The 24,026-nt window shown below is 62.8% G+C and carries 25 protein-coding genes; 9 read left to right on the top strand and 16 right to left on the bottom strand.

The window, feature by feature from the left end; all coding sequences use genetic code 11:
* Window positions 1-103: 103 nt before the first annotated feature.
* Window positions 104-892: an SH3 domain-containing protein gene (locus SS05631_RS03450; protein WP_037413558.1), complete on the bottom strand. Its 789-nt coding sequence runs from the start codon at window positions 890-892 to the stop codon at window positions 104-106.
* A gap of 265 nt (window positions 893-1,157) precedes the next feature.
* Between SS05631_RS03450 and SS05631_RS03445 the strand changes: the two genes are divergently transcribed.
* Window positions 1,158-2,228, top strand: coding sequence for a DUF2336 domain-containing protein (locus SS05631_RS03445; RefSeq protein WP_037413557.1), 1,071 nt, complete (start codon window positions 1,158-1,160; stop codon window positions 2,226-2,228).
* A 23-nt stretch (window positions 2,229-2,251) separates the two neighbouring features.
* On the opposite strand, the gene SS05631_RS03440 is transcribed toward SS05631_RS03445, so the two are convergent.
* The 3 genes from SS05631_RS03440 to SS05631_RS03430 all read right to left on the bottom strand — a co-directional run bounded on the left by SS05631_RS03440 (window position 2,252) and on the right by SS05631_RS03430 (window position 5,186).
* A complete protein-coding gene (locus tag SS05631_RS03440) occupies window positions 2,252-2,599 on the bottom strand; it encodes a DUF1491 family protein (RefSeq protein WP_037413778.1) in 348 nt (115 codons plus the stop codon).
* Between the two features lie 69 nt (window positions 2,600-2,668).
* Window positions 2,669-3,652, bottom strand: coding sequence for a peptidoglycan-binding domain-containing protein (locus SS05631_RS03435; protein ID WP_037413555.1), 984 nt, complete (start codon window positions 3,650-3,652; stop codon window positions 2,669-2,671).
* Complete coding sequence (locus tag SS05631_RS03430) at window positions 3,624-5,186, bottom strand: HAMP domain-containing sensor histidine kinase (protein WP_037413553.1); 1,563 nt, start codon at window positions 5,184-5,186, stop codon at window positions 3,624-3,626. The genes SS05631_RS03435 and SS05631_RS03430 overlap by 29 nt, the downstream gene beginning before the upstream one ends.
* A gap of 593 nt (window positions 5,187-5,779) precedes the next feature.
* On the opposite strand from SS05631_RS03430, the gene SS05631_RS03425 reads away from it, so the two are divergent.
* Together SS05631_RS03425 and SS05631_RS03420 are read left to right on the top strand one after the other, a co-directional pair.
* On the top strand, window positions 5,780-6,211 hold the full coding sequence (locus SS05631_RS03425; protein WP_037413551.1) for a DUF5330 domain-containing protein: 432 nt from the start codon (window positions 5,780-5,782) through the stop codon (window positions 6,209-6,211).
* Between the two features lie 166 nt (window positions 6,212-6,377).
* Window positions 6,378-6,800 carry a SufE family protein gene (locus SS05631_RS03420; RefSeq protein WP_037413549.1) on the top strand — a complete coding sequence of 141 codons (423 nt, stop codon included), beginning with the start codon at window positions 6,378-6,380 and terminating at the stop codon, window positions 6,798-6,800.
* Between the two features lie 160 nt (window positions 6,801-6,960).
* Here SS05631_RS03420 and mucR read toward each other — a convergent pair whose 3' ends face one another.
* From mucR to SS05631_RS03375, 8 genes are all read right to left on the bottom strand, one after another.
* The gene (mucR, locus tag SS05631_RS03415) at window positions 6,961-7,392 is read right to left on the bottom strand and encodes an exopolysaccharide biosynthesis transcriptional regulator MucR (protein WP_037379521.1); all 432 of its coding nucleotides are present in this window, start codon (window positions 7,390-7,392) and stop codon (window positions 6,961-6,963) included.
* 406 nt (window positions 7,393-7,798) lie between these two features.
* Entirely contained in the window at window positions 7,799-8,158 is a 360-nt protein-coding gene (mnhG, locus tag SS05631_RS03405; RefSeq protein ID WP_037413546.1) for a monovalent cation/H(+) antiporter subunit G, read from the bottom strand.
* Window positions 8,158-8,529 carry a cation:proton antiporter gene (locus tag SS05631_RS03400; protein ID WP_037413545.1) on the bottom strand — a complete coding sequence of 124 codons (372 nt, stop codon included), beginning with the start codon at window positions 8,527-8,529 and terminating at the stop codon, window positions 8,158-8,160. Before SS05631_RS03400 ends, mnhG begins: the two co-directional genes overlap by 1 nt.
* Window positions 8,526-9,002 carry a Na+/H+ antiporter subunit E gene (locus SS05631_RS03395; protein WP_037413544.1) on the bottom strand — a complete coding sequence of 159 codons (477 nt, stop codon included), beginning with the start codon at window positions 9,000-9,002 and terminating at the stop codon, window positions 8,526-8,528. The genes SS05631_RS03400 and SS05631_RS03395 overlap by 4 nt, the downstream gene beginning before the upstream one ends.
* Window positions 8,999-10,558 (bottom strand): Na+/H+ antiporter subunit D, encoded by a 1,560-nt coding sequence (locus SS05631_RS03390; protein ID WP_037413543.1) that lies wholly within the window; start codon window positions 10,556-10,558, stop codon window positions 8,999-9,001. Before SS05631_RS03390 ends, SS05631_RS03395 begins: the two co-directional genes overlap by 4 nt.
* Before the next feature lie 5 nt (window positions 10,559-10,563).
* Window positions 10,564-10,941: a Na+/H+ antiporter subunit C gene (locus SS05631_RS03385; RefSeq protein ID WP_037413542.1), complete on the bottom strand. Its 378-nt coding sequence runs from the start codon at window positions 10,939-10,941 to the stop codon at window positions 10,564-10,566.
* A complete protein-coding gene (locus SS05631_RS03380; RefSeq protein WP_037413541.1) occupies window positions 10,941-11,360 on the bottom strand; it encodes a Na(+)/H(+) antiporter subunit B in 420 nt (139 codons plus the stop codon). The genes SS05631_RS03385 and SS05631_RS03380 overlap by 1 nt, the downstream gene beginning before the upstream one ends.
* Window positions 11,357-13,726 carry a putative monovalent cation/H+ antiporter subunit A gene (locus SS05631_RS03375; RefSeq protein WP_037413539.1) on the bottom strand — a complete coding sequence of 790 codons (2,370 nt, stop codon included), beginning with the start codon at window positions 13,724-13,726 and terminating at the stop codon, window positions 11,357-11,359. Before SS05631_RS03375 ends, SS05631_RS03380 begins: the two co-directional genes overlap by 4 nt.
* A gap of 494 nt (window positions 13,727-14,220) precedes the next feature.
* On the opposite strand from SS05631_RS03375, the gene SS05631_RS03370 reads away from it, so the two are divergent.
* Window positions 14,221-14,715, top strand: a complete 495-nt coding sequence (locus SS05631_RS03370; RefSeq protein ID WP_037413537.1) for a hypothetical protein — start codon at window positions 14,221-14,223, stop codon at window positions 14,713-14,715.
* Between the two features lie 11 nt (window positions 14,716-14,726).
* Here the strand turns inward: SS05631_RS03370 and SS05631_RS03365 are convergent, their stop codons facing one another.
* The 3 genes from SS05631_RS03365 to SS05631_RS03355 all read right to left on the bottom strand — a co-directional run bounded on the left by SS05631_RS03365 (window position 14,727) and on the right by SS05631_RS03355 (window position 16,562).
* The gene (locus SS05631_RS03365) at window positions 14,727-15,389 is read right to left on the bottom strand and encodes a hemolysin III family protein (protein ID WP_037413535.1); all 663 of its coding nucleotides are present in this window, start codon (window positions 15,387-15,389) and stop codon (window positions 14,727-14,729) included.
* A 349-nt stretch (window positions 15,390-15,738) separates the two neighbouring features.
* Window positions 15,739-16,083, bottom strand: coding sequence for a TraR/DksA family transcriptional regulator (locus SS05631_RS03360; protein WP_037379501.1), 345 nt, complete (start codon window positions 16,081-16,083; stop codon window positions 15,739-15,741).
* Window positions 16,084-16,139: 56 nt separating this feature from the next.
* Window positions 16,140-16,562, bottom strand: a complete 423-nt coding sequence (locus tag SS05631_RS03355; RefSeq protein ID WP_037413534.1) for a universal stress protein — start codon at window positions 16,560-16,562, stop codon at window positions 16,140-16,142.
* Between the two features lie 352 nt (window positions 16,563-16,914).
* Between SS05631_RS03355 and SS05631_RS03350 the strand changes: the two genes are divergently transcribed.
* From SS05631_RS03350 to SS05631_RS03340, 3 genes are all read left to right on the top strand, one after another.
* The gene (locus SS05631_RS03350; protein ID WP_050988155.1) at window positions 16,915-17,802 is read left to right on the top strand and encodes a VOC family protein; all 888 of its coding nucleotides are present in this window, start codon (window positions 16,915-16,917) and stop codon (window positions 17,800-17,802) included.
* 116 nt (window positions 17,803-17,918) lie between these two features.
* Window positions 17,919-20,027: a S9 family peptidase gene (locus SS05631_RS03345; protein WP_037413533.1), complete on the top strand. Its 2,109-nt coding sequence runs from the start codon at window positions 17,919-17,921 to the stop codon at window positions 20,025-20,027.
* 11 nt (window positions 20,028-20,038) lie between these two features.
* Entirely contained in the window at window positions 20,039-20,566 is a 528-nt protein-coding gene (locus SS05631_RS03340) for a DUF1697 domain-containing protein (protein ID WP_037413531.1), read from the top strand.
* A gap of 14 nt (window positions 20,567-20,580) precedes the next feature.
* Here SS05631_RS03340 and SS05631_RS03335 read toward each other — a convergent pair whose 3' ends face one another.
* Window positions 20,581-21,195, bottom strand: coding sequence for a TetR/AcrR family transcriptional regulator (locus tag SS05631_RS03335; RefSeq protein WP_037413529.1), 615 nt, complete (start codon window positions 21,193-21,195; stop codon window positions 20,581-20,583).
* Window positions 21,196-21,420: 225 nt separating this feature from the next.
* On the opposite strand from SS05631_RS03335, the gene SS05631_RS03330 reads away from it, so the two are divergent.
* Together SS05631_RS03330 and SS05631_RS03325 are read left to right on the top strand one after the other, a co-directional pair.
* Window positions 21,421-22,377 (top strand): homocysteine S-methyltransferase family protein, encoded by a 957-nt coding sequence (locus tag SS05631_RS03330; protein WP_037413773.1) that lies wholly within the window; start codon window positions 21,421-21,423, stop codon window positions 22,375-22,377.
* A gap of 136 nt (window positions 22,378-22,513) precedes the next feature.
* Window positions 22,514-24,019 (top strand): protein adenylyltransferase SelO, encoded by a 1,506-nt coding sequence (locus SS05631_RS03325; protein ID WP_050988154.1) that lies wholly within the window; start codon window positions 22,514-22,516, stop codon window positions 24,017-24,019.
* Window positions 24,020-24,026 lie beyond the last annotated feature (7 nt).

Here is a 24,026-nt window from a genome sequence, read left to right as displayed (position 1 = left end):
GATTGGTTCCCGCAAAGCGCCGCCAAATGCGGACAAGAAAAAAGCGAGCGGATGGTCGCCGCCCGCCTTCGCCACCATGATCGGAGCGGAACGTGCGGCTCCGTCAGTCGTTCTCACAGGCGAAATCGTTGAACACGCACTTCGGAACCGTTCTGACTTCGCCATCCCGGCGCAGTTCGCGGAGCTGACGCGCCCGCTCTTCCTTGCGAGCTCCTTGGTAGTTTTCGGCGGAACCGTTTTCCCGTCGCTCTTCGTCGCGGCCACGGTCCCGCCACTCGCGACGCTCGCGTTCCCGCTCGCGCTGCCACTGTTGGCGCTCTCTCGCCTCCTGCCGATCTCTCGCCTGCTCACGCTCCCTGGTCCGTTGGCGCTCCCAGTCGCGCCGATCCTGCTCACGCTCCCATTCGCGCCGTTCCGCCTGCTGCCGGCGCTGCCGATCCCGGCGCTCCTCTTCGCGCCGCCACTGCCAGTCGCCTTCTTCGATCCAGTCGGGCCCGCGGCGCCAGCGATCCCGGTCGCGATAGAAATCGCGTCCTCGATAGTTGCGATCCCAGTAGCGATCGAATTCGAAGACGACCGTTGGGATCCCGAGCGGCCGATAGTATTCCGGCTCCACATAGACCCGATTGCTGCGATAGAGCGCCTGGACGTATTGGCCGGCCACCCATCCGCGGCCGCCATAGAAGGAAACGTCGCACCAGGGGCGATCGGCCAGACAGCCATGGATTTCCACCGATTCGCCCGAGGGAATAACGGTGACGGCGGGATAGCGGGTACTCGGACCCGATCGCATGTTGACATTGGCGGTGGCAAAGCCTTCTGCGGCCTCGGCTACGACCGGCATGAGCGAAAGCGCACAGAGTGCCGCCGCCCCCAAGAACGTACTCTTCACAGATACTACTCCCATAAGGAGGCCATATGGCCTTCTGCTTCGGCGGGCGAAAACCGCCCTTCACCGTCCAGGCAAGGAAATAGGCCTGCATGTGGAGTTTTTATGGCTGAGCTCGACGCTTCGGCGGTGGCCGCCCCCGGCGGCCGCCCGACACGCGGATGCCGCAAGCCTGAATAAAGCCTCAAGGTCCATAGTTAATTCTACGCTAACGATTTCGATCTATTTTTTGAGACGTGTGCCGTTCCGAGCCATCGGCAATGGTGTCATGCTTTTGCATCTGGGATTTGTCGTGACGAACCGGTTTCGTGAGTTGGAAAGGCCGCAGACGGGCCGGCTGAAGGACGTCGTGCTGATGGCGACCGTCACCGGCTTCGAAAGCCTTCGCATCCCGCGCAAGTCCGACCTGAAGCAGTTTGCCGAACTCTTCGAACCGCTCTTCCTCGGCTCCAGCAACGAAGCGCGCCGGCAGGCGGCAGCGGCGCTGTCGCAGTGCCCGCACGTGCCCGAATCGGTCGCACTGCTCATCGGCAGCATGCCGATCTCGATCGCCGCGATCTTTCTCACCCGCTCGAAAGCGATCCCCGACCGGACGCTGATCTCGATCATCCGCCAGCACGGCCCAGCCCATGCGAACGCGATCGCGCACCGGGAGGATATCTCGCCGTCGATCGTCGACGCGCTGGTCGAACACCATCAGTTCAGCGCCGCCGCACCCCGCGCCGATCCTCCAGCCGCAACGGCTGCGCCGCCTGCAGCTGCAGAAGAGGATCGCCTTTCCTCCGACCGCGTAACCCGCGAAGAAGAGCTGCGCGACGAAATCCGGGCGCTGGCGCGCGCCGGATCCAGGTCTCTCCAAGAAGTCGGCCGTCTTCAGCCCATCGACGAGCTGCATCAGGCGCTGCTCATGCGGTTTGCCCGCAGCGGCGAGGCAGTCCTTTTCGCGACGGCGCTTGCCGCCACCCTTTCCGCGAGCCGCGCGCTCGCCGAGAGAATCCTGCTGGATGTTTCCGGTCAACAGCTTGCCGTCACGCTCATGGCGCTCGACTTCCCGGACGGGGAACTGCCCCCCCTGCTTCTGGCGCTCTATCCACATCTCTCCGAAAGGCTCGGCTCAGGCAACCGTGCGGAGTGGCTGATCAGGAGCATCGACCGGAAGGCCGGCCTCGAACGGGTCGAATCTTGGCTGCGCGCCGACCGCGATGGAGCTGCCAAGCCGGCGCGCCACGAAAGCCACCTCGCCGAGAATCGCGGCGCCGATCCGCGTCGGCAGGAGAGCCGGACGGCGTCCGCCCCGCCGGCCGCGGCACAGCCGAAGCGCACCGTCGGGCGAAAATAGGGCACCGCCTAATCTTCGCGGGCTCAGCGGCCGGCCTCGACAACCTGTAAAAGATCGCCGACGTCGTCGAGTTCGATCTCGACGATCCAGCAATCTGGGTCGAAGCGGACTTCAGACGACAGCGCGCCGTCGATATTTTCCCCATCCATGTTCCGCAGGCGGACTTCGAACTTGCGGAGATCATCGCCTTCGTCTTCGAAAAAGCTCTGCGGCGCCGGCGCATAGAGCGTTTCGGTGCCGAGGCGGGTGCGGTGGCGGATGAAAATCGCGCCGGCCTCTTCCGCTCCCTTGCGTAGCACCGCCGCATAGCCGCCGCTCGCGAACACGCGGCGCAGGAGCGAAGTGACGAAGATATGGGTTTTCACGCGCATTTGCGGCAGATACACGCGTGATGGTGTATATGCAATGACCTTCCGCGGCGCCGCTTTTCGGTCCGCAGTTCAGAGCGCGCCGATTTCCTTGAGCTTCTCAAGAACCTTGCCGTTCGGTTCGCCGGTCTGCGGGAGCCGGTAGTGCTTCTCGAAATGGCGGATCGCCGCCCGCGTCTGATCGCCGGCGACGCCGTCGACGACGATATCGGCGTAAGCGAGATTGCTCAGCCCCTTCTGGATATTCATGACCAGTTCGTTCGATACCGGTATTTCGGCGGGCGGCATAAGCGTCGCGTCCCCTTCCGCGGTGCGGATCGCAGCGGCGACGGGATCGACTTCGGCGGCAGTCGATTTGGAATCGGCGTAGGCGCGGTTGCCAGGCGCTGCAACGGCCACTTCGGAACGCTGGGTTGCCAGGAGCGCCTGAAGGAGATCGGGGCTCGCCACACCCGATTCCGCGCGCCCGGCTCCTTTTTCGAAGCGAAGGATGGCCGATACGGTCTTTGGACCGCTGCGGCCGTCCGGCGTGCCGTCGTAAAGGCCGAGCCGGGCAAGTTCCTTCTGGACATCGGCGACAAGGGCCGACGGCAAGGCGTTGTCCGGTTCCAGCACGGATTCCGCCGGCCGCGGCAAGCGTTGCGTGGAGGAATCGTCTTGCGCGGCGACCGCGTCGTCGTCGGCCTTTACCGGAGCCGCTTCACCTTCGCGCTCGATGACGAAGGTCGTTACCTTGCGCGGCTCGACGGGCTCGCCGTTGGCGGCCGCCAAACGCTCGGCAACCTCGGACCCGACCAGCGGAACTCGGGTGCGCAACAGCGGCGAAGGATGGCTGCCGTGCTGATACCACATGGCGTTCGCCGCCACGAAGCTGAATACAACGGCGAAGGTCGCCAACCCGCCGGCTCCCACCGGATGGTGCGCGATCACTCGCCCGGCAAGGACGGCACAGCGTCCGACGCCCAGGCCCGCCAGCGCCAGTCCGCGCAACGCGATGCCCTGCCGCGGCCGTCCGCCACGTTTCCGCTCAGGCTGTTTTCGCTTGCGCGGCGCCATGTCGCCTTTCCTTGACTGTTCCTTCGGAAGCCTCTGCCTGCAATCGCAACTCGCTCGCCTTTTCGTCGCGCAGTTTCAGTCGCGGCGGAAACTCCACAGTCCCGCCTATGCTCACCTGCTGACGCTCGCAAATTCCGGTACCGTCCCGCGGTATGGTGACCACGACCACTGTCCCCTCGCCTTCCGAACTGCGGATCGAAATCCTGCCGCCATGCAATTCGACGAGCCCCTTGACCAGCGACAGGCCGAGACCGGTGCCCTCGTAGCGGCGGGTATAGTCATTCTGAATCTGGACGAAAGGTTGGCCGAGCATGTCCAGCTTATCTTCAGCAATACCGATGCCGGTATCGCTGACAGTCAGCTTCAGCATCACGCCTTCGACCTCCGCATCGACGGTGACGAGCCCGCCCTTCTCCGTGAACTTCACGGCGTTGCCGACGAGATTGATGAGGATCTGCTGGACGGCGCGCTGATCCGCGTTGATTTCGTCCACCGACCGCATCACGCGGCTTGTCAGCCTCACACCCTTTTCGCGCGCCTGATGCGACAGCATCGCTTCACAGGTGTCAATCGCGTCGGCGACCCGGAAAGGCTCCGGCACCAGTTCGTAGCGGCCGGCCTCGATCTTGCTCACGTCGAGCATGGTATTGACGACGGAAAGCAGATGCGTGCCGGACCGGTGAATCAGGGAAACATATTCGCGCTGACGGTCGTTCTCCAGCCTGCCGAAATATTCCCCGGAAAGAACGTCCGAAAAGCCGAGAATGGCATTGAGCGGGGTGCGCAATTCATGACTGACGGCCGCAAGGAAACGCGTCTTGGCATCGTTGGCCGATTCGGCATGCGCCGCCTTGGCGGCAACTTCCGCCCGCAGGCGGGCCTCGTTCGAAACGTCTCGGGATTGCGCGATGATCGCCATCAGATGCCCTTCGGCATCGCGAAGGGGCGTCAACTCGCAGCGCATATGCACGAATTGCGCTCCATCGGCAGGGGCCGACGGACGTTCGAGGCGGATATCGACCGCCGAGCATTCGCCGTCCTGGCGCAGAGCATCGACCGCCTTCAGGAAGCTGATGCGGTCGGATACGTGGATCTGCTCGATGAAGCCGCGTCCGTGCGGATCGCGCATCGACTTCAAATAGTCGGCGGCATCGCGGCCGTGAACGGACAGCACCTGCCCACGCGGATCGTGAACGGTGACGAGACCGGCAAAGAGATCGTAGGCGGCAGCGAGATCGGGCAGGTCGGTCACGCCGGGCGGCTGCGCCGCCGGCACTAGGCGGCGCGCTGCGAGACTTGCGGCGGCGGCCAGCAAAGAGGCCGACGCCCAGAGCGCCGTCCCCGCCGGCAGGGCCACGGAAATGGGCAGGACCGTCGACAGGGCGAGCGGCACGATCGGCAGCACCGCCAGCGAAACGGCAGCCACGGCGCGCAGTCGTTTGAAATCATGGCGTCCTGCAACGGGCCCATCCGGGCGGCGCGGCAACCATGCTGCGGCGGCTTCATCCACACGGGATGCCCATTTGCCAGCCATGTTACGCAATACACTCACGCCTTGCCCTGCCACCATTATTGTTTTTGCGAGGCGGGCGCAGCCCTCCTGCCGGCGTAAACCGAGCCACCTCGTAGTGGTTCGAATCTCGCATTCCCGACTTAATGAAAGAATAAGCGCGGTCCCTGCGCGGGCTGGCGAAACGGGCGAAAATTCCCATTTCGAAGCAAATCCGGCGGGCTTCGTCTCTTGTGGTTAACGGGGCGTAAGCAGCGGATTTTGGTGGATTTTCTGCTTTCCATTAACGATTTGGGCAGCGCCCGCCGGCGGCGGTGTCGAGCCGCTCGGGCGTGGCGGCGGCAGGGCTGCCACGATCCTTAACGCCGATCGTTAAAATGCCGGATAATCGCCCTCCGGCAATGCCACAATCGGCCAGTTCGCTAAGATTTGAAGCAAATCCCCGCATTTCTGGAAAAGCAGTCTTGTGATTCCCGCTCTAGCGTTGCTCACGTCAAATGCCCCGAGGCGCAACAATTCGGCCACTGGGCAAAGCGTAACCAAAGGCGTAGGCAGTAAAGGGCCGAAGATCCATCCGGCGAAAACCGGGGCGGCGGCCTGACAGAGGATGGCAGACCATGTGGTTTCTCGTAAAGGCGGCGTTCTGGTTCTCGCTCGTGCTCGTGCTGCTGCCCTTCCTTGATCCGTCGAGCGGCGCCAAGCTGGAAAACGGACCGAAGGTGGAGATCGGCGACACCTTCTCCGCCGCCAATGAGGCCTTCCAGTACATCAGTGCGATCTGCATCCAGAAGCCGGACGTCTGCACGAAAGGTGCCGAAACCTTTGTCGCTCTCGGCCATCGCGCCCGTGAGGGTGCGCGCATCGCCTATGAATTCCTCGACAGCCAGTTCGCGGAGACCGAGGCGCCCGACGCCAAGGTCATGACCGGCACTGTGGCGCCTGCCGAAAGCCTCTTGGCCGTGGAGCCGGCGAACGAAGCCATGCCGGTTTTCAAGCGCACGCCCGTCCCGGAAAAGCGCCTCGACCCCAAGGCGACGTCCGCCAAGTAAAGTCGGTCTCAAGGAGCGAAATCGTCCCGGAAGCCATAGGGCTGTTCTCTTTGCAGCCCGTATCCCCTATATGAATGGGTGTACGGGATCCCGGCCTTGGGCACGGGACGGAAGCAAAGCGCAGGCGAGCGGCAGTCGATCGCAAGGCGCCACATTCGGATCAGCCATGGTTTCACTTGACCAGATCATCGACGACTTCGCCTTTCTCGACGAGTGGGAAGATCGCTACCGCTATGTCATCGAACTGGGCAAGAGCCTGCCGGAGATGCCGGAAGCCTGGAGGACCAGCGAGAACAAGGTTCAGGGCTGTGCCAGTCAGGTGTGGCTGGTAACGCATACGTCCGGCGATCCCGATGATCCGGTCCTGACCTTCGAGGGCGAGTCGGACGCGCACATCGTGCGCGGCCTGGTGGCAATCGCGCTTGCGATCTTTTCGGGCAAGCGCGCCTCGGAGATCGCCAGAACCGATGCTCTCGATATCTTCGGCAAGATCGGCCTTATCGAGCACCTCTCGTCGCAGCGTGCCAACGGTCTGCGGTCGATGATCCGGAGAATCAAGGGCGAGGCCGAGACGCGCCTGCCCGCGTAAGACCGCTCTGCAGCGGCGACCCGTCGGTCGGAGAGCCGGCGTCACCAAAAAGCCGGACTGAGACAGCCCGGCTTCCACCAAACACCAGATATTCTGCTGCCGTTCAGGCATCGGACTTCCGTACCTGAGACTCGCCCGGACGGTTGCCGGGCGAACCCGCTTATTTGCCGCGGCGCTTGCGACGCTGACCCAGCCCCATCTCCTTGGCAAGACGCGATCGGGCTTCCGCATAAGCCGGCGCCACCATCGGATAATCCGCAGGCAAATCCCACTTCTCGCGATATTCTTCCGGAGAGAGATTGTGGTGGGTCATCAAATGGCGCTTCAGCGACTTGAACGTGCCGCCGCATTCCAGGCAGGTGATCTGGTCATCCTGCACGGACTTGCGCACGGAGACCGCTGGCTTCGGCTTCTCGACCGGCACGATGACCGGCGCGGGAGCGGTCGTATTGTTGAGCGCCGAATGAACATCGGCTATCAGCGTCGGCAGCTCGGCAACCGGAACGACGTGGTTGCTCACATAGGCGGCAACGATTTCCGCCGTCAGTTCAACCAGGAGTTCGTTGCTCGCACCGAGCGTATTTTCACTCATTTTTTTCTCCTATGGGAATCCAGCAACAAGTCCTGAAACGGTGTTTCAGGAGGGAGGAAATGCCAAAATGCCGCCGAACAGCGCTTTCCGCCTTGGAACTGAGCGATAACCGCGCAACGGGGGCATCGCCCCGCCGCAACATCAAGGCTCGATTCGCGACAGCGAAATCCGTCACCAAGGTGCCGCACCGTTTGGCACCTCAAAGCAACGGATAAGAATCACAACTCAAGCTGGAATTCCAGTTCAAAGTATTGATCACAACGACACTTTGCGGATACTGGCTTAACACTGATCCGCAAAATGTCAAAACATAATTTTTGGCAAAGAGCAGCATATCTATTTCAGGTCACTAAAACTGTCCGGAGTGGCGGAATTGTCCCGAAATAGAGAGTCAGAAATGACGCCATCAATGCCGCCGTGGCTCTTCCTTTTGTGGCAGCTGATCTATAACCGATTGTTTCGTCATCCTGTAACCCGCCTGATGAGCGGCTTTCGCCAGCAAATGGGCCGAGATCGGCGCCGTCAGCACCAGGAATACGAAACCGGCAAGCGCGCGAACGAAAATGGCGGGATCGAGCGAGTGCAACCCGGCGGCGACGAGCAGCAGGCCGGAACCGACGGTACCCGCTTTGGAAGCTGCGTGCATGCGCGTGTAGAGATCCGGGAAGCGCAGGAGGCCAAGCGCCGCGAGCAGCGAAAAGCCTGCGCCTGCGACGATGAGGATGGCGACCAGAATTGTGATCCCAGCGACGAAAAACGTGTCCATCAGCGCCCTCCCCGGCGTTTGCGACGGGCCGTCTCGGGAGCCCGGCCCCTCTTCAAGACTGGTTTCGCGAAGGCGGCGCCTTGTTCCGCTTCCGGCGCGAGGCCACGTGTCAGGATGAAGCGCGCGAAGGCGACGGTTGCCAGGAAGCCGACCAGGCCGAGGGCGATCCCTATGTCGATATAGAGATTGAAGCGGGTCTTGATTGCTAGGACCGCAATGAACCCGATCGCGATCGCGACCAGCATGTCGAGGCCGAGCACCCGATCCGGCAATGTCGGACCGCGGATGATGCGCAGCATGGTCATCAGCAGCGCGAGCGAGAGGAGCAGAAGCGCAAGGCTGGTCGCCCCCGCCAGGATCGCGGAAATCATCGTTCGAAAGCCTCCCGAATGCGCCGCTCGAAGCCGCGTGCAATATCCTGGCGCAACGCACCCGGATCGGCACAATCGAGCGCGTGCACATAAAGGGTCTTGCGGTCCTCGGATATGTCGACGGAAAGCGTGCCGGGCGTCAGCGTGATGAGATTGGCAAGCAGAGTAATCTCGAAATCGCTCTTGGCGGTCAGCGGATAGGCGAAGATCCCGGGCTTCAGGCCCATCCGGGAGCGCAGGACGAGAATGGCGACCTTGACCGCCGATACGGCCAGCTCCTTGAAGAACAGAGCCGCCAACAGCGTCAGCCGCAATGGTCTCAGCGGATAGGTGACGGGCTGCAGCTCGCGGCGGATCAGCCACAGGGACACAGCGCCGACAGCAAAGCCGAGCGCGAGGTTCGCTGGCGTGAAACTGGCGCTGATGGCACCCCAAATAACGGTGAAAATCAGGTTGATCTGCAGGAATTTCATTGCGGCCCACCTTCCGGGAAGACCGAGTTCACATAGGCCGACGGCTCTGCGAGCCCCGCCGCCGCGTCCTGGATTACCGCCAGCAGCGGCTCGGGATAAAGGCCGATCAACAAAGTGAGCCCGGTGAGCACGGCTAGCGGGCCGAATGCCGCGGGCGACAGCGATACCGCCTCGCCGTCCGCAGGTGGAGCCTCGCGCCAAAACGCCAGAAGGAAAAGGCGGCCGGTGACGATCATTGTCAGGAACCCGGCAAGGAGAAGCGCGGCGGCGAGCCACCAGGCGCCGATATCGAGAGCTGCCTTTACGAGCATGACCTTCGGCCAAAAACCGGAAAAGGGAGGCAGGCCAGAGACGGCGAAACACAGCATCAGGGTAAGAGCGGCAAATCCGACATGCCGGCGGTAGAGGCCGGCGAGCGCCGCAATCGAGGAACTCGCGCCGAGGCGCATGGCGATCCCCGAGGCAAAGTAAAGGCCGGTCATCACGAGCATGGAATGCAGCGCATAAAAGATGGCACCCCCAATGCCGCCCGGTCCGCCGACGGCGATACCGGCGAGCATCGAGCCGATGCCGGAGACAATGAGGTAGCCGAGAATGCGGCGGAAATCCGTCTGCGCCAAAGCGCCGAGCACGCCGACGATCATCGTCAGCGCCCCGGCGACCGCGAGGATGAAGCTCAGCTCCTCCCTTTCGACCGGGAAAAGCATGACCATCACCCGCACCAGCGCATAGATCCCGACCTTCGTCAGCAGGCCTGCAAAGAGCGCGGAGACGGCGACGCGGGGGGTATGGTAGGAAGCCGGCAGCCAGAAATTCACCGGGAAGGCGGCCGCTTTCATGGCAAAGGCGAGCATGAACAGGCCGGTGAGCGTCATCAGCGGCGCGCGGTCGCGCAATGCCTCGGCCTTCGTAGCGACGTCAGCCATGTTGAGCGTGCCGAAAACGGCGTAGAGATAGCCGGTCGCTATCAGGAACAGCGTCGTGGCGACGAGATTGAGGAAGCCGTATTTCACCGTGCCGTCTATCTGCTCAGGCTCGGAGCCCAGGACGAGAAGGCCGAAGGACGAGATCAGCAGCACCTCGAACCAGACGTAAAGATTGAAGATGTCGCCGGTCAGAAAGGCGCCCGAGACGCCGGCCATCAGCAACATCAGCAACGGATAAAAGCCGTAGCGGCGGCCGCTGTCGTTGATATCGGCAAGCGAGAAGACGCCGGCGACCAGCGCTACAAGCGCCGCGGCAAAGGCGAACAAGGCCCCGGTCAGGTCGGCAGTGAAGGCGATGCCGAAGGGAGGCAGCCAGCGCCCCATAACCATGGTCAGCGGACCGTTCTCGGCGATCTCCCTGAGCAGCAGCCCATTGATCAGCACGAGCCCGGCGAGACCGCTCATGGCAATGGTCGGATGGAGGCCGATCGGGCGGCGCAGCATGACCAGCAGCGCACCGATCGCGAGGCACCAGGCGACCGGCAGGATCACCAACCATTCGGCAAGCGTGGGCGGCGCGGCAACGAGCGCAGCGGAAAGATCGACGGAAGGGGAGATCGTAGCGGCCATGCGGGTCAGTATCCAAGCGGAGGGAGCGGCTCGTCCGCCGGTTCGGCAACGCGCATTTCGTCCGTGTTGTCGGTCGCAAGGTCGCTATAGGCGCGCCAGGAGAGGACGAGCAGGAAGGCGAAGAAGGAAAAGGAAATGACGATCGCCGTCAGGATCAACGCCTGGGGAAGCGCGTTGGCCGCCGGCGCAGCCAGCGACTCGGCCCCTTCGGGTATGATCGGCGGCACCTCCCGCGTCAGCCGACCTCCGGTGAAGATCAGCAAATTCACCGCATTGCCGAGCACTGCGACACCCAAGAGCACGCGGATGATGAATTTCGAGAGCATCAGGTAGACGGCAACAGTGAAGAAGACGCCGACCAGTAAGGCAAACCAAGCCTCCATCACTCCCCTCCCCGCTCTTCGAGCGACAGCGCGATCGAACTGATGGCGCCCACGACGACCAGGTAAACGCCGCTGTCGAAGAGCAGCACGGTCGAAAGCGGGACCTCGAGGCCGAAAACGGCCGGATAGATCCAAAGTCCGGTCATGAACGGGACGCCTGCGAAGATCGCGATCAGGCCGGCAGAGGTGGCAGCGAGGAGCCCGGCCCCGGCGATTGCCATCGGGTGGAAGAAGATGGCCCGCCTGACCGTCTCGACACCGTGCGCCATGCCATAGATCGCCAAGGCCGAAACGGCGATTAAACCGCCGATGAAACCGCCGCCCGGCTCGTTGTGGCCGCGCAGCAGCACGAAGATGGAAAAGAGCATCATCAGGCTCGTCAGGACCGGGGCGAGCGTGCGGAAGATCACCGACTTCATGCCCGTTCCTCCACCGCCGTCTCATCGGCCTCCGCGACGACGGCGCGCTTCAGCGAACCGGCCCTCAGCCGCACGAGCGCCAGGATCGCAAGGCCGGTAATCATCACCACGGCAATTTCCCCGAGCGTGTCGGTGCCGCGGAAATCGACGATAATGACGTTGACGACATTCGCCCCGTGCGCAACCGACTTCGAATAGAGGTTGAAGAAGTCCGTGAGCGACCGGTCGAAGGGTACGGCCGTGGCCCGCAGCAGAAACAGGGCGAAGCCGAGGCCGCAGGCAAGCGCGATCGTCGCGTCGCGCGCTTTCTCGGGGAGTGGCCGATGGTCGGCGGGCGAGAGCCGCAGCCGGGTCATCACCAGCGCCAACACGACGACCGACAGCGTTTCGACCATGAATTGGGTGAAAGACAGGTCCGGCGCCCCATAGAGCAGGTAGATGACGGCGACTGCGAAGCCTTGAATGCCGAGCGAGACGATCGCGGTGAGGCGGTCGGAAGCAACCACGACGGCGAAGAGACCGCCGACGGCGATCGCGATGATCGCAAGCTCGTGCAGCGGAACGTCCGCGGAGAAGAACGGGGCGCGCGGGAACTCACCGTATCGCAGTGGCATTGCCAAGAGAATGACCGCAACCAGCGAGAAGGTGGCGGTCATATAGACGTCGAGGCGGCCGCCCTGCAGGCGCCGAGTGACGGCGACGGCAAGGCGCACGAGACCACGCATGAATTGGTCGAAGCCCCGATCGGGCCCCCAGCCGATGTCGACGAGGATCGCCGCCATCGCGGCGCGCAAGCGGGCGAGATTGAGGTAGAAGGCGACGCCGAGCGCCACCGTCAACGCCGAAAGCACGAGCGGCAGACCAAGATGCGGCACGAGCGATATGTCGACCGTCCTTGGCTCGCCGGCGATCGCCGAGGCGGTGGGCGATGAGACGAACCGATGGGCGAGACCCGACAGGAGCGCGATGGAGAGCCCCTTGAGTGCGAGAACGGCCGGGCCTATCCATAGTAGCGGCGGCGCCTCATGGGCATGCTTCGGCGTGTTCACGCGCGGTCCCAGGAAAGGCTTCAGGACGACAGCGAAGGCGACGGCAAAAATCAGGGCGTTGCCGAGGACAGCCAGTATCGCAAAGAGCGCGGAGCGCAAATTCGGCGCGGAGAAGGCGGAATAGAGCTCCTCCTTGGCGAGGAATCCGAAAAAGGGCGGCAGGCCACCCATGGAGAGCGCAGCGGCAAGGGCAATGGCAAAGGTGAGCGGCATGACCGAACGCAGGCCGCCGAGCTTCGTGAAGTCGCGCAATCCGGTTTCGTGATCGAGGATGCCGGCCACCATGAACAGGGCGCCCTTGAAGAGCGCGTGTGCCACGAGATAGAGCGCTGCCGCCTCGATCGCGCGGGGCGAGCCGAGCCCGATCGACATCACCAGCAGACCGAGCGAGGCCACCGTGGTATAGGCCAGCATCAGCTTCATATCGGTCTGGCGCACCGCGAGCGCCGCGCCGATCACCAGCGTCGTCACACCGAAGAGCGGCAGAAGGAGCTGCCATTCCGGTGTTCCGCCGAGGACTGGATTGAGACGCATCAACAGATAGACGCCTGCCTTCACCATCGTCGCCGAATGCAAATAGGCGGAAACCGGTGTCGGCGCCTCCATCGCATTCGGCAGCCAGAAGTGAAATGGAAACTGGGCCGATTTGGTGAAGGCACCGCCGAGGACCAACAGCAGTGCAGCGAGATAAAAGGGGCTCTCCTTCACCTCGGAGCCGAAGGAAAGCAGCAGCGAAAGCTGCGTAACGCCGCTGACGTTCCAAAGGATCAGCAGCCCGGCGAGCAGCAGAAGACCGCCTCCGCCGGTGACGACCAGCGCCTGCAGCGCGGCGCGGCGCGTGGCCTCGCGGGCGTGGTCGAAGCCGATCAGCAGGAAGGAGGTAATCGACGTCAATTCCCAGAAGACGAACAGCATCAGGAAACTGTCGGAGACGACGAGCCCCTGCATCGATCCCATGAACAGGAGGATGAAGGCGAAGAAACGGCCCTGTTGCGGGTGCCCTTTCAAATAGCCGCCCGAATAGAGAACGATGAGCGCTCCGATACCGGAAATCAGCAGCATGAAGGTCAGCGACAAACCGTCGATCAGCCAGGAAAAGCTGACATTGAAAGACGGTATCCACGCATAGCCGCCTGTCACGATTTCGCCGCTCGCGACATCCGGAAGGAAGCGCAGGAAATGCAAAAAGATTGCCGCGGGAGCAAGGGCCAGGACCCAGGCGGCATTGTGCCCGAGGAGCCTGGTCAGGCCGGGTGCGACAAGGGCCGCAGCGAAGGGAAGGCCGAGCGCCAGAAATGTCAGTGCCGTGACTTCCATCGCTTGGCGTGCTCCTTCGCCGTTGATCATCTGGTCAATTGATACCGGACATAGAAGAAGGGCTGGCTCGTCTCAAGAGAAATCGGTTGGAAGCTCAGTCAAGTGGACGGTTATACTGTGCAAAGGCAGCAAAGCCTCTGCCAAGCACCGCGCATCTACGCCGGCCGACAGCACGCGGCTGCGGTTCACTGTTCCCACAGGGGCTGCGTGGTCATGTTCCGCGGGGAACAGATAAGGAGTGGCGGCGGGACTATCGAATACGTGGTAATCCGGAGCGGCCGGGGAAGGCCAATGCGGCTGCCTCCGACCCGCAAGAGCCCTTTACGCGCCCAGCGAAAAGCGCCACTCTCCTACAGCGCCGCGCGTCTTATCAGACGCGCAAATGTCGCTATAGGATTTTGAAATGCTGCATGTTTTGTCCTAAATCGGCTACGATTTAACGACACGTGCAGAAGGCAAAGCGGCAGGTAAATAACCGAAGGAATGCTCTGCGCATGCGCCGCGTCATATATGCATTCGCTCTTCTCTTTGGGCCCGCGCTGCTCGCTGCCGCGCAGGACGATTGGCATCCCTATTCCAACCCCCGTTTTGGCTACACGGTGGAGATTCCGCCGGGTTTCGAGATGCACCAGCAGGCCGACAACAACGACGGCGCGAGTTTTCATGCCGACGACAATGGCGCGACGCTGATCGTGTTCGGCACGCACCCGCCGGCCGGCGATTTCGAGACCGACGTCACCGACCGGATCGGCTACGAGAAAGACGACGATTGGAGAATCCTCTACTCGCGCGTCACGCCCGCCTGGGCGAGCTTCTCCGGCGCTCGAGGCCGAGAGGTCTTTTACACACGGGCGATCGCGCTCTGCGACGGCAGCGCCGCCTATTTCCGGCTGCAATATCGCAAATCGAAGCTGACAAGCTTCGATGGCGTCATCTCGCGGATGGCGTCGGCATTGCGTCCCTCGGACGATTGCCGGCCTCCGGAGTGAGTCCTGCCGCGTCAGGCGACGGCTGAAGCGCTGATGCAGTTGAGGACGGCGGAATAGTGAACGGCCGATCCGGCGACCACGAAGCCGTGCCAGATGGCGTTCTGGAACCGAAGCCGCTCCCAGACATGGAAGATGATACCGATCGAATAGATGATGCCGCCAATTAGGACCAGAACCAGCGTCGTCGCAGTGAGGGCTGCGAAAAGCGACTTGGCGGCAAGAACGCCGCCCCAGCCCATGGCGAGATAGAGAAAGATCGCCAGCCGATCGAACCGTCCCGGCAGCAGGCATTTGATCGAGATGCCGAGAAGTGCGACGGCCCATATGCCGATGAGCATCCAAAACAGGAACGGATCATCCCAAACGCGCTGGAGAAAGGGCGTATAGGTTGCGGCGATCAGCACGAAAATGGCCGAATGGTCCAGGCGGCGCAGCAACCACTTCGTCCGGCAAATGGGATAGAGATTGTAAAGAAACGACACCGACAGGGTGAGGATCAGGCCCGCACCGTAGATCCACGCAGCGGCAAGCTGTCCTGAGGTGCTCCAGACCGTCGCATAGAATATGAGGGCTGTGACGCCGACGAGCGCGGCACAAAGGCCGATGCCGTGAACAATTCCGTCGGCAATCAGCTCCGACCGGTCATAGGTCCATTTAAACTCGCTGATATCCACGCGGCCCCTCCAGATCCCGCATCGATTCCGACATCGGCACCGTGTCCCCGAACCGCAGTGATCTGGTCGAACAGACTCGCCCCAACACCGTGGCCCCTTCCGACGGATCGATTTATCGTGCCACAGAGTTCTTTGACGGCAAAGCGCCTGTTTGGGGCGAAAGGATCAAATTCCGCAACGCATTACAACAGTCGAAAGGCGCCCCGCGACCGCGTCGCGTGGCAAGGCTGATCGCGACACTGCATGTTGGATTGGATCCGCGCCGAGGCCACGGCGCGCCCTGTTCGTTGGGTAGGTCCGGGGGCGCGGGAGTATCAAAGCCCGCTCGGGCGGCGGCAATGCGCCGCCCTCATCGGGTGCGCGAGGCGACTTCGGCGGCGCAAGTCTGGCAGAGCGGAGCGTGGGGCACCGCATGCAACCTCTCCTGAGAAATCGGGTCTCCGCAGCGGGCGCAGATTCCGTAGGTTCCGGCCGCGATCCGGTCGAGCGCCGCATCGATGGCGCGGATCTCGCCCTGGCCGGCGAGCCCCAGCCCTTCGAGCACTTCATCGTTTTCCCGTTCTGTGACGCGATCCGGCACGTCGGCATTCATCGGCTGGTCCAGATCTTCCTCGATCTTCACCAGACGGCCGTAGAGCTCGTCCTTGCGGCGCAGAAGCTTGTCGCGGAAATCATCAAGCGCGTATTTGTCCATCATGGGGCTCCCTTGGGTCGCGGCGCGGCATGGCCGCACCGCATTCTTCTTGTTGATTAGCGGTCGACGAGGACGGCGCAGGGGCAGTGGCTGACGACGCGGCTGGCGGTCGATCCGATGAAATAGTCGATCAGCCCCGGACGGTGCGACGCAATGATCACCAGGTCCGCGTTCTCTTCCTTGGCGAGCGCATTGATGGTGCCGGCCGCCCCGCCGGTGCGGATCTCGATCCGTCCCTTGATGCCATGCTTGGTCTTCAGCGCCTCGAGCGTCTTGACCGCATGCTTGCGCGATTCCTCGATCATCTCGAGCGGGAAATCGACGATCATGTAGCCTTGAGCGTAGGCGTTGAGGTCCTCGACGACGTTGAGGAGGATGATCTCTCCACCCTCATCGATCAGCTTTTCGGCGATGCCGAGAACGGATTCACCGTGTTCGAGCTGATCCATCGCGATCGGGACGATAATCTTCCTGTACATACAGATACGCTCCTTCTGTTGCGTTCCGGTCGCCGGCTGGAAATCGGGCGATTCTTCGGATCCGAGGGCGGCACTCCGGCGTAACTTTCTTCCGCCTTTTCCCGCCCTGCAGATCGAAATTGAGCGGAGGCGGCGACTCCGACCATGATCGAGATCAATCGGCCACCGCTTCCGCGCTCGCACCATCTATGATGAGGTAGCGCGACAGCCGCGACCGTCAACGTTCGTCGAACACAACATCAAGTAATATAATGGCTTTCCCGAACGCCTTCACGTGCTCATATTGGGCTACGGTTCCGGCGCCCCGGCAGCCCGGAGCGCCTCCCGAAAGGCGTAGCTCAAGGAAAAGACGATGAAATCGCAGCTCGTGACCAACCTTCCCGCCGACCACGCGGTGGCGATGCCCGCCTATGTCGACCGGGCGCATCTCGTCGTTCAGGACCTGCCAATGGTGTCGAGCTGGTATCAAAAAGTGCTCGGTCTCGCTTCGATCGAAGCGAGCGCCAGCGGCGAGACGCTCGGGGTCGCCGGAAGGCCTCTGTTGACGCTGACAACCGATGCGCAAGCGACAAGGGCACCGCGCAGCGCGCCCGGTCTGTTCCACACGGCGTTCCTGGTGCCCGATCGCCGGGAGCTGGGACGCTGGCTTGCCCACGCGGCGAACAACGGCGTTCGCCTCCAGGGCGCCTCCGACCACCTCGTCAGCGAAGCGATCTATCTCGCCGACCCGGAGGGCAACGGCATCGAGGTTTATCGCGATCGGGCGCGCAGCGAATGGCGCTACGAGGTGGACGGTACGGTGGCGATGAACACCTTGCCGCTCGACCTGCAGTCGCTCTATGACGAGGCGCCGGAGGAAGCTTGGAGCGGCCTTGCCGACGGCACCGTGATCGGCCACATTCATCTGCAGGTCTCCGACATTCCGCAGGCGGATGCCTTCTTCCGCGACGTCCTCGGCCTCGATCTGATGGCGCGCTATCCGGGAGCAAGCTTTTTCGCTACTGGCAAATATCATCATCACGTGGCCGCGAATATCTGGAATTCGCGAGGGGCGGCGAAACGCCAGGCCAAGATGACCGGTCTCTCAGACTACACGATCCGCTTTCGGGACACCGACAGGCTCGCGACGGCAATTCGCAAGCTCGACGAGCTCCAGATCCCCGTGCGCGAGGAAGGCGGCATCCATCGTCTCACCGATCCGTGGGGCATCGGCCTCAATCTCGCGGCTTCGGCAGCCTGAGCTTAGCTGGCAATCCGTCGCTCTGTCCGCCGGCGCCCGGTGGCGCTTTCCGCTTGATCGCCGCCCGGGCGCTCTCTATCTCATGATCTCCCACCGAAGAGATCCCGGAGAGACCCTTGTCCGTTTTCAGAAACCTGCCCGCCGCGCCCGTCGCTCGTAAGAAGCCGCTCACGGATACGCGCCACGGCATCACCCGGACCGATGACTACGCCTGGCTGAGGGCCGACAACTGGCAGGCTATGTTCAAGAACCCGTCGACCCTCGATCCGGAAATTCGCCGGCACCTCGAGGCGGAAAATGACTACATGAACGCCGCGATGGCGGACACCAAGGATCTGCAGAAGGCGCTGTTTGCCGAAATGCGCGGCCGCATCAAGGAGGACGATTCCTCCGTACCGATGAAGGACGGCGCCTTTGCCTATGGCACGTTCTATGTGAAGGGCGGCGAGCATCCGCGCTATTTTCGCATCCCGCGCGACGGAGCGGCGGGCGACGAGACGATCCGCCAGGTGCTGCTCGACGGCGACAAGGAAGCTGAGGGCAAGGCTTACTTCCGCATCGCCGGCCTCGACCATTCGAGCGATCATGCCCGCGGCATCTGGGGTTACGACGACAAGGGATCGGAATATTTCACGCTGAAGGTGCGCGATCTTTCGAGCGGCGAGGACCTGGCCGACGTAGTCGAGAATACCGGCGGCGGCGGTGCCTGGGCACCGGACGGCCAGAGCTTCTTCTACACCGTGCTTGACGAGAACCACCGGCCGTCGCGAATCTACCACCACGTCGTCGGCACGCCGCAGTCCGAGGATCGGCTCGTCTACGAGGAAACGGACCCCGGCTTCTTCATGTCTGTCGGAGGATCGCTGCTCGACGACTTCATCTATATCGACATCCATGATCATGAGACGAGCGAATACCGGCTGCTTTCGACCAAGAACCTGACGGCCGAGCCGCAGATCGTGGCGAAACGCGTCATCGGTCTCGAATATTCCATGACCGAGGGCGGCGAGGTCTTCTACATCCTCACCAATGCCGACGGCGCCAAGGATTTCAAGATCATGGAAGCGCCGGCGGAAGCGCCGCAGAAGGAAAACTGGCGTGAGGTGGTGGCGCACCGCCCGGGTACGCTGATCCTCAGCCACATGGCCTATGCCCGTCACCTCGTTTGGCTGCAGCGCCGCGAGGGGCTGCCGGAGATCGTCATCCGCGACCGGAAGACAGGTGAAGAACATGCGATCGCCTTTGCCGAGGAAGCCTATTCATTGGGGCTCTCGGGGGCGGCCGAATACGACACCGACGTCATCCGCTTCTCCTATTCGTCGATGACGACGCCCTCGCAGCTCTTCGACTACAACATGGCGACGCGCGAGCGCACGCTCCTGAAGACCCAGGAAGTGCCCTCCGGCCACGATCCGGACGACTACGTCACCCGCCGCGTCTTCGCCCCGGCTGAGGATGGTGCGTCGGTTCCGGTGACGCTCCTCTATCGCAAGGGCACACCGCTCGACGGTTCGGCGCCGTGCCTGCTCTACGGTTATGGTGCTTACGGCATCACCATCCCGGCCGGCTTCAACACCAATTGCCTGTCGCTCGTCGACCGCGGCTTCGTCTATGCCATTGCCCATATCCGCGGCGGCAAGGACAAGGGCTTTCAATGGTACGAAGACGGAAAAATGGCGAAGAAGTCCAACACTTTCAAGGACTTCATCGCCGCGGCTGACCATCTGAATCAGCAGAAGTTCACATCCTACGCAAACATCGTCGCCGAGGGCGGCTCGGCGGGCGGCATGCTGATGGGCGCAATCGCCAATATGGCACCGGAGAAATTCCGGGGCATCATCGCGGCAGTCCCCTTCGTCGACGTCCTGAATACCATGCTGGACGACACGCTGCCGCTGACGCCGCCGGAATGGCCGGAATGGGGCAATCCGATCGAGAGCGCCGAGTTCTACAACATCATTGCCGGCTACTCGCCCTACGACAATGTGGAAGCTAAGCCTTACCCGGCAATCCTGGCGCTCGGCGGCCTGACCGATCCGCGCGTCACCTATTGGGAGCCGGCGAAATGGGTCGCCAGGCTGCGCGAGAAGACGACCGGCAGCGAGCCGATCCTGTTGAAGACCAACATGGATGCCGGGCATGGCGGCGCCTCGGGCCGTTTTCAGCGGCTGGAGGAAATCGCGTTCGAATACGCTTTCGCCATCAAGGTCGCCGGCAGGATGTAGGAGGACCGCCTGTGCCGGTCTATGTCGCACTGCTGAGGGCGGTCAATGTCGGCGGCACCGCTACGCTTCCCATGGCGGAGCTGAAGGCCCTCTGCGAGGGCCTCGGCTTTGCCGATGTCAAGACCTACATCCAGAGCGGCAACGTGCTCTTCCGCTCCGAGCTTGCCGAAGGCAAGGTTCAAACGAGACTCGAGGAAGCGCTGACGGTAAAGATGGGCAAGACGCCGGGCGTCATTCTGCGCAGCCGCCGTGACCTGGAGGCGATTGTCGCAAAGGCGCCGTTTCCAGACGCGAAGCCGAATTTCCTGCTCGTCACATTCCTGCCGGAAGCACCCGCCGCGGACGCGTTCGACAAGCTCGTCGCACCGGACGGAGAAGAAGTGAAGATCGACGGGCGGGAGATCTATATCCACTATCCGAATGGATCGGGTCGGTCGAAGCTCAAACTGCCGGCGCTAAAATCGGGTACGGCACGCAACCTCAACACCGTATGCGAGCTGGCGGAACTCGCCGCGGTTCTCGAGGATGAAGGCGCGTGACCCGCCCCGCGGCCTTACGCGGCGGGCTGGAACAGCAAGCGCACGAAACTGCGGAAGACAAGGAGCTGGTCGGGCAGGCTTTTCGGCTCCTTCAAGGCTTTTGAGAGTACGATACCGCCTTCGAGGACGGTCGAGACCATGTCGGCGAGCTGATCCGCATCCAGCGCTTCCCGCGGCCGATAGACCTGCATGATGTCCCGGAACATGGCGGCGAAGCGCCGGCGCCACATCAGCGCCGCCTGGCGGTTCATCTCCTGGATCTCGCGGTCGAAGGCGCGCTCCTGGGTGCACATCGTGGCGACCAGGCAGCCCGGATGGCCGTTCGGCAAGTCGGAGAGCAATTCTGCAAGCAGCTTCAATCCGATCAGGAACGCCTGCAGCGGGTCGTCGGCAAGTTCGCGCGCCCGGCCGAAAATCTCGTCGTAGATGCGCTCGTCATTGTCGATGTAGCGCTCGAGCAGCGCCTTGGCGAGCTCGTTCTTGTCGCGAAAATGATAGAAGAACCCGCTCTTGGTGATGCCTGTCTCGACGATCAGTTCGTCGATCGAGGTGCCACCGAAACCCTTTGCCAGCACTGCGGCTTCGGCAGCATCCAGGATCTTGGCACGCGTTTCCTCGCCCTTTCGCATGGTGCACTCCTGTACCGCCGGTAAAGTTTTCTCTCTGGAAAGGACGGCGAGCCATTCGCCTGTCGCCTCGAATCTTACGGCAAGTTCCTGATGTAACATCGCTATGCGGCTTATTGGGTCATAGTGTACCGCAAGCCGGCTAGTTTAGCAGATGATAAAACGGCAGAAATTCCTCAGACCTCGCGCCGGAGCGTCCGCAAAAGGGAGGGAACGATGCAATACGAAATCGCCAAGTATCGACATGACCTGCCGCTTTTACGGGGTGGCACATTCCTCAGCGACGGTGGCATGGAGACGGCGCTGATCTTTCATGAAGGAGCCGAGCTGCCGCACTTCGCCTCTTTCGTCCTGCTGTCGACCCCGGAGGGCCGCCGGCAGCTGTTGCGCTATTACACGCGCTATCTCGAGATCGCGCGGCTCCACGACACCGGTTTCGTGCTCGACACGGCTACGTGGCGCGCCAATGCCGACTGGGGCGCGAAACTTGGCTACGACGCCGAGGCGCTCAGGCAGGTCAACCAGGACGCCGCCCACCTGCTTGCCGAACTGCGGGCGCAGTACGAGCGGCCGCAGGTCCCGATCGTGTTCAACGGCGTTATCGGTCCCCGCGGCGACGGCTACAAGGCCGGCCTGATGAATGCGAAGGAAGCTGAGGAATATCACAGCGCCCAGGTCGCGGCCTTTGCCGGCAGCGAAGCCGACATAGTATCGGCGGTGACCATGACGAATGTCGACGAGGCGATCGGCGTCGCAAGAGCGGCCAGGAAACACGGCATGCCCTGCGCCATCTCCTTCACCGTCGAGACCGACGGTCGGCTGGTAACGGGCGGCTCTCTCCAGGAAGCCGTCGAAACGGTGGACGCAGAGACGGAAGGCTATCCGCATTACTACATGGTCAATTGCGCCCATCCGAGCCATTTCGAAAGCAGCCTCGATCAGCGCCAGCCATGGGTGCGGCGGATCGGCGGCATTCGCGCCAACGCCTCGACCAAGAGCCATGCCGAACTCGACGAAAGCGAGACCTTGGACATCGGAGACATCGGCGATCTCGCCCGGCGCTATCGTTCGCTCACAGGCCGCATGCCGCATTTGCGTGTGCTGGGCGGCTGCTGCGGCACCGACCATCGCCACATCGCGGCGATCTGCGAGGTCTGCCTGCCCGCGACCGCACTGAGCGCTTGACCACCGGAAGAGCTCCTTCCGCCGTAGTGGCGGCAGGAGCTCCCAGTATTCCCGACGCTCGCGAAAACCGGATCGCTCGTGTAGACTTGTCGGGAAAGGGCGGCCGGTATTTGCTAGGCAGGGCCGCTGGAGTGTGATGAATTCCATACCGCCGCAACCGGGCTCGGCGACAGCCCCGTTTCCCTTCGACAACAGCTATGCGCGACTGCCTGGGAATTTCTACGCCCGGGTCGAGCCGACACCTGTTGCCGAGCCCTGGCTGATCAAGTTCAATCGGCCGCTCGCGGAAGAGCTGTGTCTCGATCTCGAAGCGCTCGAGCGCGACGGCGCCGCGATCTTCTCCGGCAGCATGGTCCCGGCGGGCGCGGAGCCGCTCGCCATGGCCTATGCCGGGCACCAGTTCGGCACCTTCGTCCCGCAACTCGGCGACGGCCGCGCCATCCTGCTGGGCGAAGTCGTCGACCGTGATGGAAAACGCCGCGACATCCAGCTCAAGGGACCCGGCCAGACCCCATATTCGCGCCGCGGCGACGGCCGGGCAGCGCTCGGGCCTGTGCTGCGCGAATATATCGTCAGCGAGGCGATGCATGCGCTCGGCGTGCCGACCACCCGCGCGCTTGCCGCGACGGTGACCGGCCAGCCGGTCTATCGCGAGCAGATCCTCCCCGGCGCCGTCTTTACCCGGGTGGCGGCGAGCCATATCCGGGTCGGTACGTTCCAGTTCTTCGCCGCACGCGGCGACATGGACTCGGTCAAGGCACTGGCCGACTACGTGATCGACCGCCACTACCCCGAACTGAAGGCAGACGAGAACCCTTATCTGGGCCTTCTCAGGGCAGTCTCGGAGCGGCAGGCAGCGTTGATCGCGCGCTGGCTGCACATCGGCTTCATTCACGGCGTGATGAACACCGACAACATGACGATTTCCGGCGAAACGATCGACTTCGGTCCCTGCGCCTTCATGGATGCCTACGATCCGAAAAAGGTCTTCAGTTCAATCGACCAGTTCGGCCGCTACGCCTATGCCAACCAGCCGGCCATCGGCCAGTGGAATCTCGCCCGGCTCGCCGAAACACTCGTGACGCTCTTCGATCCGACGGCAGACGTGGCGGTGAACCTCGCCAATGACGCCCTCGGCGAGTATGGCGCTATCTTCCAGAACCAATGGCTCGACGGCATGCGCCGCAAGATCGGGCTCTCAACGGCGGAAGAGGGTGACCTGGAGCTGGTGCAGGCTTTGCTGGCGCTGATGCACAAAGGGGGCGCGGATTTCACCCTCACCTTCAGAAGGCTCGCTGCGTCGGCGGAAGACGCAGGCGCCGATGCCGAGCTTGCCAAGCTCTTCCAGGCGCCCGAGGCACTGTCGCCATGGCTTGGGGACTGGCGCCGCCGTCTCGAGCGCGAAGCTCCCGGGCCGGTCGAAAGAGCGGCAGCGATGCGCGCCGTCAATCCGGCCTTCATTCCGCGCAACCACCGCATCGAGCAGGCGATCGAAGCGGCGACCGAACATGCGGATTTCTCGCTTTTCGAAGCGATTCTCGAGGTGACCTCCAAACCTTACGATGATCAGCCGGCACATGCCGCCTTTGCCGAGCCGCCGCAACCTGGCGAAGAAGTGCTGCAAACCTTCTGCGGCACCTGACAAGCCG

It is taken from the genome of Sinorhizobium sp. CCBAU 05631, from assembly GCF_002288505.1.
Lineage (GTDB): Bacteria > Pseudomonadota > Alphaproteobacteria > Rhizobiales > Rhizobiaceae > Sinorhizobium > Sinorhizobium fredii_C.
This window is presented reverse-complemented; position numbering and strand designations above follow the sequence as displayed.